The organism is Actinomadura miaoliensis (assembly GCF_039536785.1).
GTDB classification, from domain to species: Bacteria; Actinomycetota; Actinomycetes; order Streptosporangiales; family Streptosporangiaceae; genus Spirillospora; species Spirillospora miaoliensis.
Genome location: NZ_BAAAZG010000019.1, coordinates 109613 through 128298, shown reverse-complemented (window position 1 = coordinate 128298; position 18686 = coordinate 109613). Strand labels below are relative to the sequence as shown.

At 73.1% G+C, this 18686-nt stretch carries 17 protein-coding genes; 12 read left to right on the top strand and 5 right to left on the bottom strand.

From position 1 onward, the window contains the following. Nucleotides 1-4: 4 nt before the first annotated feature. The 3 genes from lanKC to ABD811_RS16565 all read right to left on the bottom strand — a co-directional run bounded on the left by lanKC (nt 5) and on the right by ABD811_RS16565 (nt 4211). A complete protein-coding gene (gene lanKC, locus ABD811_RS16575) occupies nt 5-2563 on the bottom strand; it encodes a class III lanthionine synthetase LanKC (protein ID WP_344947825.1) in 2559 nt (852 codons plus the stop codon). Nucleotides 2564-2858: 295 nt separating this feature from the next. Then, complete coding sequence (locus ABD811_RS16570) at nt 2859-3698, bottom strand: SAM-dependent methyltransferase (protein ID WP_344947823.1); 840 nt, start codon at nt 3696-3698, stop codon at nt 2859-2861. A gap of 66 nt (nt 3699-3764) precedes the next feature. Then, complete coding sequence (locus ABD811_RS16565) at nt 3765-4211, bottom strand: cupin domain-containing protein (RefSeq protein WP_344947820.1); 447 nt, start codon at nt 4209-4211, stop codon at nt 3765-3767. A gap of 275 nt (nt 4212-4486) precedes the next feature. Between ABD811_RS16565 and ABD811_RS16560 the strand changes: the two genes are divergently transcribed. Next, nucleotides 4487-6034 carry an alkaline phosphatase D family protein gene (locus ABD811_RS16560; protein WP_344947817.1) on the top strand — a complete coding sequence of 516 codons (1548 nt, stop codon included), beginning with the start codon at nt 4487-4489 and terminating at the stop codon, nt 6032-6034. Here ABD811_RS16560 and ABD811_RS16555 read toward each other — a convergent pair. After that, entirely contained in the window at nt 6012-7262 is a 1251-nt protein-coding gene (locus ABD811_RS16555) for an MFS transporter (RefSeq protein ID WP_344947814.1), read from the bottom strand. The two genes, ABD811_RS16560 and ABD811_RS16555, sit on opposite strands and share 23 nt — an antisense overlap. A gap of 369 nt (nt 7263-7631) precedes the next feature. On the opposite strand from ABD811_RS16555, the gene ABD811_RS16550 reads away from it, so the two are divergent. From ABD811_RS16550 to ABD811_RS16505, 10 genes are all read left to right on the top strand, one after another. Continuing rightward, nucleotides 7632-7853 (top strand): hypothetical protein, encoded by a 222-nt coding sequence (locus ABD811_RS16550; RefSeq protein WP_344947811.1) that lies wholly within the window; start codon nt 7632-7634, stop codon nt 7851-7853. Nucleotides 7854-7935: 82 nt separating this feature from the next. After that, nucleotides 7936-8136, top strand: coding sequence for a hypothetical protein (locus ABD811_RS16545; protein ID WP_344947804.1), 201 nt, complete (start codon nt 7936-7938; stop codon nt 8134-8136). Nucleotides 8137-8263: 127 nt separating this feature from the next. Then, nucleotides 8264-9016 carry a DUF4142 domain-containing protein gene (locus ABD811_RS16540; RefSeq protein ID WP_344947801.1) on the top strand — a complete coding sequence of 251 codons (753 nt, stop codon included), beginning with the start codon at nt 8264-8266 and terminating at the stop codon, nt 9014-9016. 14 nt (nt 9017-9030) lie between these two features. Then, nucleotides 9031-9624, top strand: a complete 594-nt coding sequence (locus ABD811_RS16535) for a class F sortase (protein WP_344947799.1) — start codon at nt 9031-9033, stop codon at nt 9622-9624. A gap of 298 nt (nt 9625-9922) precedes the next feature. Further along, entirely contained in the window at nt 9923-10462 is a 540-nt protein-coding gene (locus tag ABD811_RS16530; RefSeq protein ID WP_344947796.1) for an RNA polymerase sigma factor, read from the top strand. Between the two features lie 2 nt (nt 10463-10464). Beyond that, a complete protein-coding gene (locus ABD811_RS16525) occupies nt 10465-11358 on the top strand; it encodes a hypothetical protein (protein ID WP_344947793.1) in 894 nt (297 codons plus the stop codon). A 242-nt stretch (nt 11359-11600) separates the two neighbouring features. Beyond that, entirely contained in the window at nt 11601-12095 is a 495-nt protein-coding gene (locus ABD811_RS16520; RefSeq protein WP_344947790.1) for a (2Fe-2S)-binding protein, read from the top strand. Then, on the top strand, nt 12092-14497 hold the full coding sequence (locus ABD811_RS16515; RefSeq protein WP_344947787.1) for a xanthine dehydrogenase family protein molybdopterin-binding subunit: 2406 nt from the start codon (nt 12092-12094) through the stop codon (nt 14495-14497). The genes ABD811_RS16520 and ABD811_RS16515 overlap by 4 nt, the downstream gene beginning before the upstream one ends. Further along, nucleotides 14497-15357 carry an FAD binding domain-containing protein gene (locus ABD811_RS16510; RefSeq protein ID WP_344947784.1) on the top strand — a complete coding sequence of 287 codons (861 nt, stop codon included), beginning with the start codon at nt 14497-14499 and terminating at the stop codon, nt 15355-15357. Before ABD811_RS16515 ends, ABD811_RS16510 begins: the two co-directional genes overlap by 1 nt. 120 nt (nt 15358-15477) lie before the next feature. Beyond that, on the top strand, nt 15478-16338 hold the full coding sequence (locus ABD811_RS16505) for an SRPBCC family protein (protein WP_344947780.1): 861 nt from the start codon (nt 15478-15480) through the stop codon (nt 16336-16338). A 38-nt stretch (nt 16339-16376) separates the two neighbouring features. On the opposite strand, the gene ABD811_RS16500 is transcribed toward ABD811_RS16505, so the two are convergent. Then, nucleotides 16377-17792, bottom strand: coding sequence for a hypothetical protein (locus tag ABD811_RS16500; RefSeq protein WP_344947777.1), 1416 nt, complete (start codon nt 17790-17792; stop codon nt 16377-16379). Between the two features lie 142 nt (nt 17793-17934). Between ABD811_RS16500 and ABD811_RS16495 the strand changes: the two genes are divergently transcribed. After that, nucleotides 17935-18636, top strand: a complete 702-nt coding sequence (locus tag ABD811_RS16495) for a class I SAM-dependent methyltransferase (protein WP_344947774.1) — start codon at nt 17935-17937, stop codon at nt 18634-18636. Nucleotides 18637-18686 lie beyond the last annotated feature (50 nt).

The window sequence follows — 18686 nt, the reverse complement described above, 5'->3', positions numbered from 1 at the left end:
GACTTCACCCCCTCTCGGGCTGGATAGAGGTGGCCGCCGTGGAGGCCTCCACGGGGGGAACATGGGCCGGGCCCAGGAACGGCAGCCCCACGGGGCGGTCGTGCAGGGCCGAGCCGAGGGCGAGCAGGACGCCCGCCGTGCCGGTCGCCAGGTCCATCGACAGCCGGTACATGTGCTCGCCGGGCATGGCCAGGCCGCCGCCGTACGGCAGGGCGTGCCAGGCCAGGTCGCGGACGTGCCGCGCCACCAGCGGGTCGTGCCGGTCGTGCCGGGCGAGGTAGAACAGCATGCCCGCGCGTCCGCTGAACAGGGACGGCTGGGCGTAGTAGCGGGACGCCGCGGCGACGCGGATCGCCGCACGCGCCTCGGTGAACCGCTCGTCGTCCGGCCGCACCGCCAGGTACTCGTCGATGACCAGGCCGATGCCGACGCTGCCGCGCCCCAGGTAGGGCAGCACGCGGTGCTCCTGGTCGACGTGCAGCGCGCCGTTGCGGTCGGTCGCGCAGGCGTCCAGGTCGCGGCGCAGCGCCGCCGCCGCGTGGTCCAGGCAGGCCGGGTCGCCCGTCCGCTCGTACCGGCGGACGAACATCAGCGCCTCGCCCGCGCCGCCGTACAGCAGGCCGGGCCGGGGGCTGTGGTCGGTGGCGGCGCTCCGGCCGGCGACGATCTCCGCGGCGCGGGCGGCGGGTTCGCGCAGCGCGTCCTCGCCGGTGACGTCCGCCAGATGGTCGAGGACGAGCGCATAGCCGGGCAGCCCGCCGTACAGGTCGGTGCCCAGGCGCTCCCACTTCTCCTCCAGGCAGTGCGCGGCCGCGGCGAGCGCCGCGTCGACGTGCCCGAGGCCGGCCAGCACGTACGCCACGCCCTGCAGGCCGTCGAACAGGCCCAGGCCGGTGCCGCGCGGCGGGTCGGACGCGCGGGCGGCGAGCCACTCCTCGTACTCGGGGAAGCGGTCGGCGCCGGTCTGCTCCAACGCGTACAGCACGCCCGCCGCGCCGTGCGCGATGCCGAGCGCGGCCCCGCCGAACTGTTCCACGTCACCGGGGAACAGCCGGTCGGCGCGGCCGGGCGTGGCACTGGCGACGATCGCGCGGCGCAGCTCCTCGCGGGCGCGCCGCCACCCCGGCGGGTCGGGGCTGAACGAGGGGAGCACGGGCGTCGTCCCGCGGGTGATCTCCTCGACCGCCTCGTCCAGGAACTCGCGCGGGACGGGGAAGTACTCGGCGATCAGGTCGGCCAGCTGCCGCGCCTTGCCGCGGTCGAGCACGAACAGCGTCGTCATCGGCGCGAACAGCGCCAGCCGCAGGCACGCCAGGCTGTAGCGGTCGACGTCGGCGCCGCGCCGGTCGGGCGGCGCCAGGAACGCCGGGTTGGCCAGCGTCTGGCGGGCGTTGTCGGCGGCGGGCGCGGCCACCTCGAAGTCGATCAGCGCCACCGAGTCGTCGGGACGCACCATGACGTTGAACATGTGCAGGTCGTTGAACACCACGCCGCGCTCGTGCATGGCGTGCACGACCCGTTCCACGCCCTCGTACACCCGCAGCGCCCACGCGGTGTACGCGGCGACCCGCCCGGGGTCGGGGTCGGGGTCGAGCATCGGGTGGCGCTCGGCGAAGAAGGTGTTGAGGGTGCGTCCCTCCACGAAGTCCTGCACGAGGAAGTGGTGCTCGCCGAGGGTGAAGTGGTCGCGGGCGCGCGGCACGCCCTCGATGCCCTCCAGCAGCCGCAGCGTCTCGCGCTCGCGGGCGAGGCGCTCCACCGCGTCGGCGCCGTCGGCGGCCAGCCCCGCGTAGGGCCGGGCCTCCTTGAGGACGACGGTCTCGCCGGTGCGGGTGTCGGTCGCCGCGTACACGCCGCCGCCGTTGGAGAAGTGCAGCGCCCGGTCGATCCGGTAGGGCAGGTCGGCGGTCGTCGTGGCGGCGCGCGCGGCCAGGTGCGGTTCCAGGCAGCGCGGCGGCGTCACCCACTCGGGCACCCGGAACACCGGCTCGCGGCGGTCGGGCACCAGCTCCCCGGCGGGCGTCTCCATCGCCGGGACGAGCTGTCCGCGCTCGTCCAGGCAGCGCCGCTCGGCGAACCCGCCGTACCGCACGTACAGCGGCCCGTCCCCGATGCGCAGGTCGCTGAGAATGTACGGGCCGGGCAGCCCGGCGACCCGTTCGCCGAGCTCGGTCAGGACGCGTTCGAGTTCCTCGTCGCCGGCCGGATAAATCGTGACGAGTTTTCCGCTGGCGCCGCGCGGCGCGTATTTCGCGTTGCGCATCCGCAACGCGGCCGGGCCGCGCAGGTGCTTGAACTCGATGCCGTTGGCGACACAGTAGTCCCAGACGTGGTCCAGCACCTTGTCGGCGCTTTCCGCACACCCGGAGACGTGCACCTTCCAGCCCTGGAAGGGGGCCCGCTGAACCGGGGGAACGTACACCGTCCATTCGTCCCCGGGCACCTGGCGCCAGCCGTCAGGCAGCGGCCGGCGGCAGATGTCGAAATCGGTCTCCGCGGTGGCCGGCGGGGCGTCGTAGAAATGCGTGTCGGTCAGGCAGTAGAGCTCGTACCTCTTGTCCACGTCCGACGCCTCTCCTCCGTGCGCTCCGCCGTAGCGCGCGAATGGCGGCAATTGCTTCCCGTGTGGAACCGCTTCTCGCCGCCCCGCCGGAAAGAGATTCCCAAATGGCGCGGCGGTCGCGCCAGTCGCGAAAATAACGACTGTGCCGTGAAGAACTCACACCCGCGTAGACGTTCGTCACCCGACCGCCCGTCCGCCGCGCCGCACACGAAAAGACCCGCCGCACGAAGCGGCGGGTCGTGTGAGGGCGCGGGCGTTCCCCGCGGTCAGGGGGCGTGCACCCTTCCCTCGATGCTCAGCGGTCGACGGCCGCGGTGTCAGGCACGTGGGCCACGCCTCCGAAGGTGCGGACGGGGGAGGGGGGCGCCTGGCCGGGGGTGGGCCAGTCGGACACCGAGACCAGGCCCGGCTCGACGATCTTCAGCCCGTCGAACAGTTCGGCGATCTTCGCGCGCGGCCGGGGGTGCAGCGGCGACGGGACGTTGGTGAAGTTCTCGCGGACCCGTTGCCGGAGATCCTCCGACAGGTCGTCGGACGGCCACGCGGAGATCGCGACCATGCTTCCGCCGGGCAGCCGCTCGAAATACCGGCGCGCGAGCCCGGCAGGGTCGTCCTCGTCGGCGATGAAGTGGAACACCGCCACGGCCAGCAGCCCGACGGGACGGCTCGGATCGATCAGCCGGCCGACCTCCGGCGACTCGAAGACGCCCGCGACGTCCCGGATGTCGGCGTGCACGTACGCGGTGAGGTCGGGCGAGCCGAGCAACGCGCGGGCGTGCGACAGCACCATGGGGTCGCGGTCGACGTAGACGACGCGCGCGTCGGGGCGTTCGCGCTGGGCGACCTCGTGGACGTTGTCCTGGGTCGGCAGGCCCGAACCGAGATCGATGAACTGCGCGATCCCCTGCCTGATCATGTACTGGACCACCCGGACGAGCCAGCGCCGGTTCTCCAGCGCGACGTCGGCCATCTCGGGGGCCACGTCCAGGATCTTCCGGGCCGCCTCGCGGTCGACCTCGAAGTTGTCCTTCCCGCCCAGCATGTGGTCGTAGACGCGCGCGGCCGAGGGCCGGGAGACGTCGACGTCGTGCGGAGGGCCGGGCGCCGCCGCCGGTTCGTGGGAGCCGAATGACATGGCGCCGATGTTTACATGATCACTTACCGGGGTGTCGGAACTGGCCGGAAGCGGCCGACGCCGGGGTCAGGGGGACGTCAGACCGGCGTGCAGGCTGATCGCGTACGCGGGGCCCGGGTTGGTCAGCTCGTGCGTGCGGGCGGCGCCGCGCACCCGCACCCGGTTGGCGCGCAGCGGACGCTCCGTCACCCCGTCGGCGGAGATCGACACCTCGGCCAGCTCACCGGCCAGCACGGTGCTCACCTCCACGCCGTCGTGGTCGTGCACGTCGGTGCGGTGGCCGGGCGGCCAGGTCGTCAGCCAGAGCCGGACGCCGTCGCCGCCGTCCAGCGGCACCCGCACCGGGCGGCCGGACTCGAAACGCACCAGATGCCACCAGTCGGCGGGACGGGCGGCCAGTGCGCCGAGGCGGGCGGCGAGCTGCCCGACCGTCGGGGGACGCGGAGTGACCGCGCGTCCGTGCGGGTCGTCCTGCCCGCGCATCGTCAGATCGGGAACCATGTCGAGGTTCACGGGAAGAAGTCCTTCGTGATCGGCAGAGGACAGCCGGGGTCGGATGGAGATCAGCGACAACACGAAGGACACAGACACAGCGCGCTGGCCACGCGGCGCAGGGCCACGGGGCTGCCGGCGAAGGATCGCGCTGTCATGCCGTCTAGAACACCGTCGCCACCGGGCATTGTCAAGTCGATCGCCAGATCGCGCGCGTTCACGGAACCGTCACGCACGGGCCTGGCGACGTACCGAGAAACGGGAGAACATGCCGCCCGTTGGACAAAATCATGGAAATGGAGCGACGGATGGTGCTCGACCGGCGGACTGTGCTGCGCGGAGGTCTGCTCACCGGCGGCGGGGCGGCGCTCGGCCTGCTGTACGGCGGCGGAACGGCGTCCGCGGCCCCGGCCCTGCTGCGGGCCCGCCCGCGGCTCACCCACGGCGTGCAGAGCGGCGACGTGACCGCCCACGAGGCCGTCGTGTGGGCCCGGTCCGACCGGCCCGCGCGCATGCTGGTGGAGGTCGGCCGCCGTCCCGACCTGCGGGACGCCCGGACCGTCCGCGGCCCGCTGCTCACCCCCGACACCGACCTGACCGGCAAGACGCTCCTGCGCGGCCTGCCCGCCGGCGAACAGCTGCACTACCGCGTCACGCTGGCCGACCCGGACCGGCACGCGCTGCTGTCCGAGCCCGTCGCCGGACGGCTCCGCACGGCGCCGCGCACCCGCGAGGACATCTCGTTCGTGTGGTCCGGCGACCTGGCGGGCCAGGGCTGGGGCATCAACCCCGACGTCGGCGGCTACCGCATCTTCAACGCCATGGCCGCCACCGACCCCGACTTCTTCCTGTGCAGCGGCGACTACGTCTACGCCGACGGCCCGCTGGCCGAGACCGTGACGCTGCCGGACGGCCGCATCTGGCGCAACATCGTCACCGCCGAGAAGACCAAGGTCGCCGAGACCCTGGCCGAGTACCGCGGCCAGTTCCGCTACAACCTCCAGGACGCCGCGCTGCGCGCGTTCAACGCCCGCGTCCCGATGATCTACCAGTGGGACGACCACGAGGTCACCAACAACTGGTACCCCGGCGAGATCCTCGACCTGCCGCAGTACACCGAGAAGCGCGTCGACGTGCTGGCCGCCCGCGCCCGCCGCGCCACGTTCGAGTACATGCCGATCAGGGGCGGCCGCGTCTACCGCAGGCTCTCGTACGGGCCGCTGCTGGACGTGTTCGTCCTCGACATGCGCACCTACCGGGACCGCAACGGCGCCAACGACTCCCCCACCCAGCGCGACGGCATCCTGGGCGCCGAGCAGGTCGCCTGGCTCAAGCGCGAGCTGCGCGCCTCCCGCGCCGTCTGGAAGGTCATCGCCTCGGACATGCCGCTCGGCCTGGTCGTCCCGGACGGCACCGCCTTCGAGGCCGTCGCCCAGGGCGACGACGGCGCCCCGCTCGGCCGCGAACGCGAGATCGCCGACCTGCTCTCGTACGCCAGGCGCCACAACGTCCGCAACATGGTGTGGCTGACGGCGGACGTCCACTACACCGCCGCCCACTACTACGACCCGTCCAAGGCGGCCTTCACCGACTTCGACCCGTTCTGGGAGTTCGTCTCGGGCCCCCTGAACGCGGGCGCCTTCGGCCCGAACGCCCTGGAGAACACCTTCGGCCCGCAGCTGAAGTTCCAGAAGGCGCCGCCCCGGGCCAACACCTCCCCGGCCGAGGGCTACCAGTTCTTCGGCCAGGTCGACATCGACGGGGCGTCGGCGGCCCTGACCGTCCACCTGCGGGATCTGGACGGGAAGTCGCTCTACACCGTCACCCTGAACCCCCTCCGCTAACGTCCCTGGGCAGCAGCAGCGGCGTCGCCAGGACGAGCACCCCGGCGACCGCGACCGCAGTGCGGGGACTGGTGGCGGCGGCCAGCAGTCCCCACAGCGCGGTCATGACCGCGATGGTCGCCCTGCCGGTGACCGCCCACGAGGCCAGCGTGCGGGCGACGCGGTCCGCCGGGATCTGTTCGAGCCGGTAGGTGGCGAACACCGGGTTGAACACGCCCATACAGGTGATCAGCCCCAGTTCGACCGCCATGACGAGCACCAGCCCGTCGACGCCGGGTCCGACGAAGACCAACCCCACGAGCCAGCAGGCGCGCAGCGTCCCGGCGGTGAGCATGACCCTGTGCCGTCCGAACCGCGCGACGAGCCGCCGCGCCAGCCGCGCCCCGACCAGCCCGCCGAGACAGGGCGCGGCGAAGGCCAGGCCGTACTGCCAGGGCGCGAACCCGAGGTCGCCGAGCATCAGCACGGCCAGCAGCGGTGACGTCGCCATGATCAGGCCGTTCACCAGGACCGTGTTGAACAGCAGCGGACGCAGCGCCGGATGCGTCAGGACGAACCGCCACCCCTCGAACAGGTCCCCGGCTCGCAGACGGGGGCCGGTCCGCACGGGCCGCGGTTCCCCACCGCCGATCGCGCGAAGCCCCAGAGCGGACAGCAGGTAACTGACCGCGTCGGCCGCGACCGTCAGCACCGGGCCGAACATCCCGATCGCGGCCCCGCCGAGCGGCGGCCCCAGCACGGTGGCGGTCCACGTCGTGGACTCCAGCCGCCCGTTCGCCACGAGCAGGTCCCCCGGCGGCAGCAGCCCCTTCAGGAACGCGCCGCCGGCCGCGTTGAACACGATGTCGGCCGCCGCCACCACGACCGACACCACCAGCAGTTGCACGAAGCTCAGCCACCCGAACGCGAACGCGACGGGGACGCTCACCAGGACCCCGAACCGGACGAGATCCATCGCCACCATCACGGGCCGCTTGCGCCGGAACTCCACCCACGGCCCGGCCAGCACGGCCACCGCCGCCCCCACGGCCGCCCCGGAGGCCGCCAGCACCGACACCTCCGCCGGCCCCGCGTGCAGCACGTAGATCGCGATGAGAGGGAACGCGTCGAACGCCAGCCGCGTACCGAACGTGCTGACCGCGTACGCCGCCCAGAGCCACCCGAACTTCCGCCCCAGCGACCGTCCAGCCCCCACCTGCCGCCCCCGCCTCACGTCGACCAGCGACATGAAAGCGAGCGGCCCAGCCCTCGATCAAACAACCGATCCACGACCAGTCCACAACCCCCGGTTGTCCGCCCTGGCAGACACTCCCCCGCGTTCTCCGAAAGCCGTGGAGCCGACCTGTGTGCACCCGGGGCGGCGTCGCCGGTAGTGCGTCGGCGGCAGGCGGGCTTGTAGCGTCAGGCAGGTCCGTGTTCGAGCGGCCTGCCGTGGGGGTGATCGTGGCGCACCTATTCGCAGGCCGGCTACGGGCCGGACGACGACGTCACCTGCTTCGTGGCGCCGGACGGCGGCGTATGGGCGAGGATCAGGGACCCCGAGAACGGGGTCACGGAGTTCGATCCCCGCTGTCCCCAGTGGATGAGGGCCCTGATCATGACCTGCCTGATCGCGGAGGCCGCGAACGCCCGCCTCCACATGTCCTTCGTGACCTCCGGCTACGCGCCGCCCGAACCGTTGACCCCGGCCACGGAACCGTATCCCGGATTCGGCGACGTCCATTCTTCCTACATGAACCACCAGCAGGAGTTCATCGAGTGGTTCAAGAAGGAGGCGAACAAGATCAACCGAGGAATCGCCGCCTCCGCGGACATGTGAGGCCATCGGACACCCGAACGCCGCGCGACCATTCGTCGAGGACGGCGTAGTCGGCGTCGGTGAGGCCCCGGCGGGCATCCACGTGGCGAAGAAGGGCCTGCGCCGCCCTCGATCTGGGCCGCGGCCGCCGGTGCACGGCGTCGGCCGCCACGACGACCCGGTTCCCAGCCACCGCGCCGTCCTCGACGCCGTCCGCGCCGCCGCGCCGGAGCGGGCGGAGGAGGCCATGCGGAACCTGCTCGCCAAGGCCCGCCGCGACCTCGACACCATCCGCGAAGACTGATCGACCGGCCCGCCCCGCCGCGGTCCTCCGGCGCGGGGTGTTTCAGGGGGCGGCATGAGGCTGGTCAGGTACATGCCGGACAAGGGCAGAACAGACCAGAAAACGGCAAGGATGCCTTCAGGGCGGTATGACGCGTCTCATGGATCGGCGCGCCGGGGGGAACGGGTCGCGGCAGTTCGGTCGATTCATGCGCAACCGTGGAGGTTCGATGTCGATCTTGCGTGCCGTGCTGGCCGCCGGGGCGGTTCTCGCCTTTTCGGCCGGAAGTATGGCGCCCGCAGTGGCGCAACAGGAGATATCAGCCCAGGACAGAAAATGGCTCATGATGGCCCACCAGGGAAATCTGGCGGAGTCCGTTGTGGGCACGATGGCGCAGAAGAAGGGCAAGGCGAAGGCCGTGCGGTCGATCGGGGCCGTGCTGGTGACCGACCACTCCAGGCTGGACAGGAGGGTCCAGGCCACGGCGCGGAGACTGGGCGTCTCGCTGCCGTCGGAGCCGTCGGCCAAACAGAAGGCGCTGGCGGCCAGGCTGAACGCCATGAGCGGAAAGGCGTTCGACCGGGCCTGGCTGGACGCCCTGATCAAGGAGCACCGGACGGATCTGGCCGCCGCCCGCAAGGAGGTGCGCGCGGGGAAGGCGGCCGAGGCCCAGCACCTCGCCACGGTGAGCACCCCGGTGTTCCGCAGGCACCTGAACCTGCTGCTGCGGGCGCGCCATGCCGACCCGCCGCGGCACGTCCCGGCCGGTAACGGCGGCTGGACGATGGCCGCGCCGAACGAGCGGCCCCTCGCCCTGGGGTACGGCCTGCTCGCCGCGGGGATGCTCGTGACCGTGGGCGGCGCCCTGCTGTGGAGGCGTCCCGCGCCGTGGAGAGGCTGAAGATCGCGGGTGTGGTGGGCGCCGTGCTCGGCACGGCGCTCACCTTCTGCGGCGCCGCACTCGTCATGCGCCCCGCCGCGAAGGTGACGCCGCAGGCCCTGGACGCCGGCACGGTCCCCCCGGCGGCCGGCGGGCCGGCGTCGCACTCGCCCGCGGCCGGCGCCGGGTCACCGCCGGTCCACCTGGAGATCCCCGCCCTCCGCGTGCGGGCCCGGGTGCGGCCTGTCGGCGTCCGGTCCGACGGAACCCTGGAGGTTCCGCCCTCCGCACGCGACCTCGGCTGGTGGCGGGGCGGAGCCGCCCCCGGCTCCGCCACGGGCACGGTCGTCGTCGCCGGTCACGTTGACACCGCCAAAGAGGGCCCGGGGGCATTGTTCGAACTCAGGGGCGTCCGGATGGGCAGCCAGGTCAACGTGCGAAGCACCGACGGCCGGACGCGCAATTACCGGATCGTGGCCCGCCGCGCCTATCCGAAACAGCGACTTCCCGCTTCGGTATTCGCTCCGGACGCGCCCGCCCGATTGGTTCTCATCACCTGCACCGGCGCGTTCGACCGCCGCGCGGCCAGCTATTCCCACAATCTCGTCGTCTACGCCAAGGCCGACTGACTTGCCGATCTAGAGGCCGCCGCGGAGAAACCCGGGGCCGTCACTGGAGTACGGCGGCGAACAGTGTCTCGGCCGCGCGGAGAATGGTCACCACGACGATCGTGGTCACAATCCTCGCCACCGCCGCCGCCGCGCCTTCGCAGCAGGCCCGGACGAGCCGCGTGGCCGGGGGCCGGCCTGCCAGGCGCGCCCGCGTCCTCGTTGCCGTGGTACTCCGGGTTCGCGAAGCATGAAAGGTCCGTCGGTGTGCGGACATGTGGGGGGTGACCGACGCCGTCCCAGGAAGGCGAAACCCCCATTGGACGAAGACGAGTTCGCCGCCGTCTACGCGGAGAACTACCGAGCCCTGTTCGGCTATGCCCTGCGGCGCTGCGACTCCCCGGACGACGCCGCCGACGTGGTGGCCGAGACGTTCACCATCGCCTGGCGCCGGGCGGACGACCTGCCGCCCGGTGACGAGGCCCGTCTCTGGCTGTACGGAGTGGCGCGCAGGGTGCTGGCCAACCACCGCCGGGGTGAACTGCGGCACGCGGCCAAGACGGCGATGCTGCGCGACGAACTGGCCGCCGCGTCGCCCCTCACCCCGGCACCGCTGGACGGCACCGCCGTCGCCCAGGTGTTCCGCTCCCTCCCGGAACGGGACCGGGAGCTGCTCTCCCTGGTCGCGTGGGAGGGGCTGAGCCGCGCGGAGATCGCCACGGTCCTCGGATGCTCGCGCAACGCGGTGAGCATCCGGCTGCACCGTGCCCGCAGGCGCTTCGCCCGCGAGCTGCGAGCCGCCGGTGTCGACGAGGTGCCGGCCGTCCGGGCCGCGCGTTACGAGATGGAAGGAAGCTGACGGTGACCACCTCCAGGATGGACGAGCTGGTGGCCGGTCTGGCCCGTGCGCACGACGACCGGATCGCGGGGCCGGACGCACCGGGAGCCCAGGCCCTGCTGGCGGCGATCACGGCGGAGCCGCGGGGCACGGCCCGGCGACGCCGCCGATTCGGGCGGTTCACGGTCGGGGTTGTCGCCGCGACCACCGTGGCCGCCGGTGCGTTCGTCGCGCTGGACGCCGGCGGCCCCGGCCCCGTCCGCGGCTACGCCAACGCCGCCGTGGACATCCGGCGCACCGACGACACCTACAAGGTCCACGTCAAGAACGTCTACGCCGACCAGCGCCAGTTCCGGGAGGCGTTCGCCAGGCTGGGCCTGGACGTGACGCTGTCGATCCTGCCGGTGTCCCCGGGCCGCGAACGAAAGATCATCCGCGTGGGAGGCGGCCCCCACACGCCCACCGACGGCGTAACCGGCGGCGTGCGGATCGCCACGGTGCTGGACTGCCCGCCCGGCCGGGGCACCGCCTGCCCGCTGACCGTGGAACTCAGCGGCGAGGCGGTCCGCCGGCAGGCGACCGAGATCGTCATCGGCCGGACGGCCCGTCCCGGCGAGATCTACCACGACCAGAATCCCGGCGCGGGCGACAACCCGCCGAGCCTGCGGCTGACCGGCCGTACCGTCGCCGAGGCCCTGGCCCGGCTGCGCGCGCGGAACATGACCGCCGCCTACCTGCTCGGCCGGTTCAACCAGGACGGTTCGGGCAGTTCCTACACCCCGCCGTCCGGCTGGCGGCCGGAGGGCGACCGGCGCGTCGCGGGCGCGTGGATGCGCAGTTCCGACTCGGTCACCCTGCTGGTCGTCCCGCGGAAGAACGACCCCGGTCCCGACCCCTCTCGTCCCGCCCCCTTCTGACCCGCTGAGACCGGCCGGGACGAGCTGCCCTGGCTCACCCCCGGCCGGGTGAGCGCGGTTGTGTCAAACGAGAGCAAATTGAGGGGGGCGGGGGGTGGTACGAGGGTTACGGGTCGGCTTACGTTCGTTGCGTCGCCTTCTTCCAGCGGCCGGAGGTGGGCCCCGATGCCGTGGCCGGTCCAGCGTGCTCCTCCTCAACGGGACGTCTTCCCGCCCCAACCGAGACGTCCCTGGGAGAAGGAATGCCACGTGTCCGCGTCGAGGTCGACGGTGCGACGTACGAGGACGACGTCGAACCGCGCCTCCTGCTCGTCCACTACCTGCGTGACCGGTTGGGGAAGGTCGGCACCCCGATCGGCTGTGACACCACCAACTGCGGCGCCTGCACCGTCCTGATGGACGGGATGAGCGTCAAGAGCTGCTCCGTGCTGGCCGTGCAGGCCGACGGCCGCGAGGTCACCACGGTCGAGGCGCTGGGGATCGACGGCACGCTGCACCCCCTGCAGCGGGCCTTCCACGAGGAGCACGCGCTGCAGTGCGGCTTCTGCACGCCCGGCATGATCATGGCGGCGCTGGACCTGCTGCGGGAGAACCCCGACCCGTCCGAGGAGGAGATCCGGGAGGGGCTCGAAGGGAACCTGTGCCGCTGCACCGGCTACCAGAACATCGTGCGGGCGGTGCGCCGCGCGGCCGGTGAGATGCGCACCCCGGCGCAGGAGCGGGAGGTGACGTCGTGACCGTCCAGGAGATCGGCTCCCCGCGCCGCAGGAGCGAGGACGCGCGGCTGGTCACCGGCCGCACCCGCTGGACCGACAACCTGCAGCCCATGGGGACGCTGTACGTGGCGTTCCTGCGCAGCCCCATGGCGCACGCGCGGATCAACGCGGTGGACGTGACGGCGGCCAAGGCCCGTCCCAACGTCGTGGCCGTGCTGACGGGCGCCGACTTCGCCGGCGAGCAGGGCTCCCTGCCGTGCGCGTGGCCCGTCACCGAGGACATGAAGCACCCCGCGCACCCGCCGATGGCCGTGGACGAGGTGCGGTACGCCGGGGAGCCGGTGGCGTGCGTGGTGGCGCGTGACCGGTACGCGGCGGTCGACGCGCTGGAGGACATCGACGTCGACTACGAGCCGCTGGCCGCCGTCACCGACATGGAGGAGGCGCTCAGGGAGGGCGCCGATCTCGTCCACGAGGACCTGGGCACCAACAAGTGCTACACGTGGGTGTTCGAGAACGGCGACCTGGACGCGGCGATGCGCGACGCCCCCGTGGTGATCGAGCGCCGGTACGTCCAGCAGCGGCTCATCCCGACGGCGATGGAGCCCCGGGCCGTGCTGTGCGTGCCCGAGGGCGACGACTTCACGGTCTACTCGGCCACGCAGATCCCGCACATCCTGCGGTTGATGCTGGCCACGGTCACCGGGATCCCCGAGCACCGGCTGCGGGTCGTGGCCCCCGACGTGGGCGGCGGGTTCGGCTCCAAGCTGCAGGTGTACGGGGAGGAGGTGCTGTGCCTGCTGCTGGCCAGGCGGCTGGGGCGCCCGGTCAAGTGGACCGAGTCGCGCAGCGAGGGCAACATGGCCGTCCACCACGGCCGCGACCAGATCCAGCGGGTGACACTGGCCGCCGAGCGCGACGGGCGCATCCGCGGGGTGAAGGTGGACCTGCTGGCCGACATGGGCGCGTACCTGATGCTGGTCACGCCGGGCGTCCCGCTGCTGGGCGCGTTCATGTTCAACGGCATCTACAAGATGGACGCCTACTCGTTCACCTGCACGGGCGTGTTCACGACGAAGACGCCGACGGACGCCTACCGGGGCGCGGGCCGTCCGGAGGCCACGTTCGCGATCGAGCGGCTGATGGACGAGCTGGCCGCCGAGCTGGACCTGGACCCGATCGAGGTGCGGCGCCGCAACTGGATCAGGCACGAGGAGTTCCCGTACGAGACGATCTGCGGGCTCACCTACGACTCCGGCGACTACGAGGCGGCCACCGACAAGGCGCTGCGGCTGTTCGAGTACGACAAGCTGCGCGCCGAGCAGGCGGACCGGCGCGAGCGGCGAGACCCGGTGCAGCTCGGCATCGGCGTGTCGACGTACACGGAGATGTGCGGGCTGGCGCCGTCGCGGGTGCTGGGGTCGCTGTCGTACGGCGCGGGCGGCTGGGAGCACGCGTCGGTGCGGGTGCTGCCGTCCGGCAAGGTCGAGGTGGTCACCGGGTCGTCCGCGCACGGCCAGGGCCACGAGACGGCGTGGGCGCAGATCGCCGCCGATCGGCTCGGGGTGCCGTTCGAGGACGTCAAGGTGCTGCACGGTGACACGGCGGTGTCACCCAAGGGCATGGACACCTACGGGTCGCGGTCGCTGGCGGTCGGCGGCGTCGCGCTGTACGGCGCCTGCGACAAGGTGATCGACAAGGCGAAGAAGGTGGCCGCGCACCTGCTGGAGGCCGACGAGAACGACCTGGAGTTCTCCGGCGGGCGCTTCCAGGTGCGGGGCGTTCCCGAGGGCGGCCGCACGCTGCAGGAGGTCGCGACGGCCGCGTTCGCCGCGCACGACCTGCCCGAGGGCCTGGAGCCGTCGCTGGACGCCGACCTCACCTTCGACCCGGAGAACTTCTCCTTCCCGCACGGCACGCACCTGTGCGCCGCCGAGGTCGACACCGAGACGGGCATGGTGCGGCTGCGTTCGTACGTGGCCGTGGACGACGTCGGCAAGGTCGTCAACCCGCTGATCGTCGAGGGGCAGGTGCACGGCGGGCTCGCCCAGGGCATCGCGCAGGCCCTGTACGAGGAGGCGGTGTACGACGAGGAGGGCAACCTGACCACCACGACGATGGCCGACTACCTGGTGCCGTCGGCGGCCGACCTGCCCGAGTTCACCACCGACCGCACCGAGACCCCGGCGACGTCCAACCCGCTCGGCGTCAAGGGGGTCGGCGAGGCCGGGACGATCGCGTCCACCCCGGCGGTGGTCAACGCGATCGTCGACGCGCTGCGCCCGTACGGCGTGCGGGACGTGCCGATGCCGTGCACGCCCGAACGGGTGTGGCGGGCGACGCAGGGCGAGCGCGAGCCCGCGGGGGACGTGCGTCCGGGCGCGGCCGGCGGGCTCGGCTCGGTGCAGGGAGGTGACGCCTGATGATCCCGGCGACGTTCGACTACGCGCGGCCGGCCACGGTCGAGGAGGCGTGCGCGGCGCTGGCCGACGCGGGCGAGGACGCCAAGGTGCTGGCGGGCGGGCAGAGCCTGATGCCCCTGCTGCGGCTGCGGCTCGCCTACCCGGACGCGCTGATCGACCTGGACCGCGTCGACGCGCTCAAGGAGATCCGCGACGAGGACGGCGCGCTGTTCATCGGCGCGATGGCCACCCACCACCAGGTCGTGCGGGATCCGCTGGTGCGCGAGCACGCCCCGCTGATCGCCAAGGCCACCGCGACCGTGGCGGACCCGGCGGTGCGGCACCGCGGCACGTTCGGCGGGTCGCTGGCGCACGCCGACCCGGCCGGGGACCTGCCCGCCGTGGCGCTGGCGCTGGACGCGACGTTCCTGGCCGTCTCGTCCGAGCGCGGCGAACGCGAGATCGCGGCGGCGGACTTCTTCGTCGACTGGATGACCTCGGCGCTGGAGCCCGACGAGATCCTGGTCGGCGTCCGCGTGCCCAAGCTGGGCGCGGGCTGGGGCGTGCACTACGAGAAGTTCCACCGCACCGCGCAGGCGTGGGCGATCGTCGGGGTCGCGTGCGCGGTGCGGCGCGAGCGGGGCGCGATCGAGGGCGCCCGGGTCGCGCTGACCAACATGGGGCCCACGCCGGTGCGCGCCACCGAGGTGGAAGGCTTCATCGCGGGCCGCACGGTCTCGGAGAACTCCTTCAGGGAGGCCGGTCAACGGGCCGCCGAGGGCACGTCCCCGCCCGGCGACCTGCACGGCTCGTCCGAGTACCGCGCGCACCTGGCCCGCGTCCTGACCGCCCGCGCCCTCACCGCCGCCGCGTCGTCCTGATCACCTGGCCGGGCTCCCACGAGCCCGGCCGGCCGATCATATGGCGGTATCCGGTGTTGGTATGGGTAGATTCTCGGGAAGGTCCCCTGAACGCGCCCCCGAACGAAAAGGACCGGGATCATGGAGCTCGACCACGAATTCGCCGTCCCCGTACCGGTGGATCGCGCCTGGTCGGTGCTGCTCGACGTGGAGCGGGTGGCCCAGTGCGTGCCGGGCGCGACGCTGGACTCCGCCGAGGACGGGGAGTACGCCGGGCGGCTGCGGGTGAAGGTCGGCGCCATGACCGTCACCTACCGCGGCACGGCGCGGATCGTGGCGGCCGACGAGTCCGCGCGTTCGGTGACGATCGAGGCGTCCGGCAAGGAGGCCCGCGGCCCGGGCACCGCGTCGGCGACCGTCCAGGCGCGCCTGCATGACGAGGGCGGCACCACGCGCGTCACCGTGCACACCAAGCTGAACGTGACCGGACGCCCCGCCCAGTTCGGCCGCAACATCCTGTCCGAGGTGGGCGCCAAGCTGATCGGGCGGTTCGCCGAGGCGCTGGCCGAGGAGCTGGAGTCGTCCGGGGAGGGCGGCGCGCCGGCGGCGGAGGACGTCGTCGACCAGCAGGGCGCCGCCGAGGAGGCCGCGGCGGCGCAGGAGCAGAAGGCGCAGGAGCAGAAGGTACGTGAGCGGGAGGACGAGCCGCAGGCGACGGCCGAGGCGCCCGAGCCCGCGCTCGCCCCGGACGAGAGCGCCGAGCCGCAGAAGGCCGAGGCCGGGCCCGTGCCGCAGCAGCGGCCCCCGTCGGAGGCCAGGCGGGAGCGTCCGCTGAAGGCGGTCGACGCCCGGCCGCGCCGCGAGCAGGAGCCGATCGACCTGCTGGAGGTGGCGGGGCCGTCGGTGGCCAAGCGGGCCGTCCCGGCGGTCGCGGCCATGATCGTCCTGCTGCTGGCCGTCCGTTTCCTGGTGCGTCGTCGCAGGCGCGGCGGCCGCCGCTGACCCACCGCCGCTGACCCACCGCCGCTAACCCATCGCCGCTAACCCGGACGGCGGCGCGGGACGAACGCCAGCGCGGCCGACAGCGCGCCGAACGGCACGGCGGGCAGCACGTACCGGTAGTCGAAGTCGGCGGTGGCGGCGGGGATGACCAGAAGCCCCGCCGACACCAGCCACGGCAGCAGGGCGCGGCGCACGGCTCCGCGTCGCGCCAGCATGCCGCCCGCCGCGACGGCCAGGACGGCGCCCAGCCCGATCCCGGGCAGGTACACGCGGTGCTGGTAGGCGCGCGTCCATCCGGCGTAGGGCTCCACGACGCGGCCCGACTGGACGCGGTGGGTGTAGGCGCGGGCGACCTTGGCCTGGCGCTTGCTGAGGCGGATCGGTTTGACCGGGAAGTCGTACTTGCGGAACGTGGCCCGCTGCGGGTACACGGTCCGCTTCCACCAGAACGCGCGGAGGGTGTCGCGCGCGACGACGCGGACGTAGTCGACGGGCTGGGCGCGGATCGCGGCCCACGCGAACTCCCCGGCCCGCTCGTTCGCGCCCATCTTGCCGCCGGGGGCGTGGAAGAACGGCGACTGCTTGGTCCACAGCACCGCGAACGCGGGTGACACACCCGTGGGCGGCTTGGGCGGGCACAGGTCGAGCAGGCCGGGACGCGGTCTGATGATCGAGCAGTCGGCGAAGTCGACGGTGCGGCTGTAGAGGAAGACGTTCTCGGTGCCGGTCAGCGCGAACCGGCCGTGCGCGACCTTGAACCACGTGGCGTACAGCAGCAGCGGGGCCGCGAACGCCGTCACCAGCACCGCCGCGGGCCGCCACGGCGCACCCGGGCGCCGCGCCAGCAGCCATACCAGGACGATCGCCAGCAGGGGCAGGCCGACGGAGCGGGTCGTCCCGGCCAGGCCGAGCAGCAGGCCGCCGGCGGCGGCCGTCCACACGCCGATCCGCGCGTTCCACAGCAGCACCACGACCGCGGCGACCAGCAGGAACGTGAACAGCGTCTCCGACAGCAGCAGGTGTTCGAGCTGGATCTGGTACCCGTCGAACAGCACCGGCAGGGTCGCCGCCGCGCCCAGCACGCCCGGCAGCAGCAGCCGGTCGGGCCAGGCCGCCCGCGCGTGCCGCCAGACCAGCGCGTACAGCAGCGCCGCGGTCAGCAGCCCGATCAGGTGCTGGACGACGACCACCGCGAACAGGCTGTGCAGCGGACGCAGCACCAGCAGCATCACCCCGTACGCGCTCGCCCGCGTGATCGACGGTGCCAGCGTGACGGCCACGCGCAGATAGCCGACCGAGTCGCCGAACCACAGGCCCGTGGGGTAGCCCGCCAGCGCGACCGCGCGCACGGCCAGGGCCGCCGCGAGCACCGCGGCGACGGGCCAGTGCCGCCGCGCCGCGGGCGCCGTGCCGTGGGGCAGGTGCCGCCGCGCCGCCCGGCCGATCGCGCCCATCTGCGATCCCCCCTCCGGTCAGGGGTCTGTTCCCCGGGGGTACGGCCGGGTATCCCCATGCCCCGCACTTCGTCCGCCAAAAGGCCGTCAACCGCGGCGCGTGCGGTGGCCGCGGCGGGCCGGGATCGGTGCGCTGGTGCCCGTGGACACCATCGAGATTCAGCGGGTCGTCGACATCGAGGACGACAACTGGTGGTACCGCGAGCGCCGCGGGATCATCGCCCGGGAGCTGCGCCGGATCGGCGTGCCCGGGCAGGCCGTGGACGTCGGCGCCGCGGGCGGCGGCAACACCAGGGTGCTGATGGAGCACGGCTGGCAGGCGGTGGCGATCGACTCCGCCCCCGCCGCCGTGGACCTGTGCCTGGCCCAGGGCATCGTCGCCTACCTCGGCGACGCCCGGTTCCTGCCCCTGCCGTCGGCGACCTACGACCTGGCGCTGGCGCTCAACGTGCTCGAACACGTGGACGACGACCGCGCCGCCGCCGGGGAGATCGCCCGGGTGCTGCGTCCCGGCGGCACCGCGCTGGTCGCCGTGCCCTGCGACATGGAGCTGTGGTCGGCGCACGACGTGGCGCTGGGCCGCGTGCGCCGCTACGCCCGGGCGGACCTGGCCGGGGTGCTGGAGGGCGCCGGGCTCCGGGTGGAACGGCTGTGGAACTGCAACGTCCTGCTCCGCCCGCTGGTGCGGTGGCGGCGGCACCGCGCCCGGTACTGCGAGGACATGGCGGACGTCCCGCCCGTGGTGAACGAGCTGCTGGGCCTGGTCGGCGCCGTGGAGCGGCGGCTTCCGGTCCGGTCTTGGCCGGGCGTCACGCTGTTCGCCCGCGCCTACCGCCCCGGCTAGTCTCCCGGCCGGCGGCAGGACGACACGCGCCGGGCCCGGGAGGACGCCTC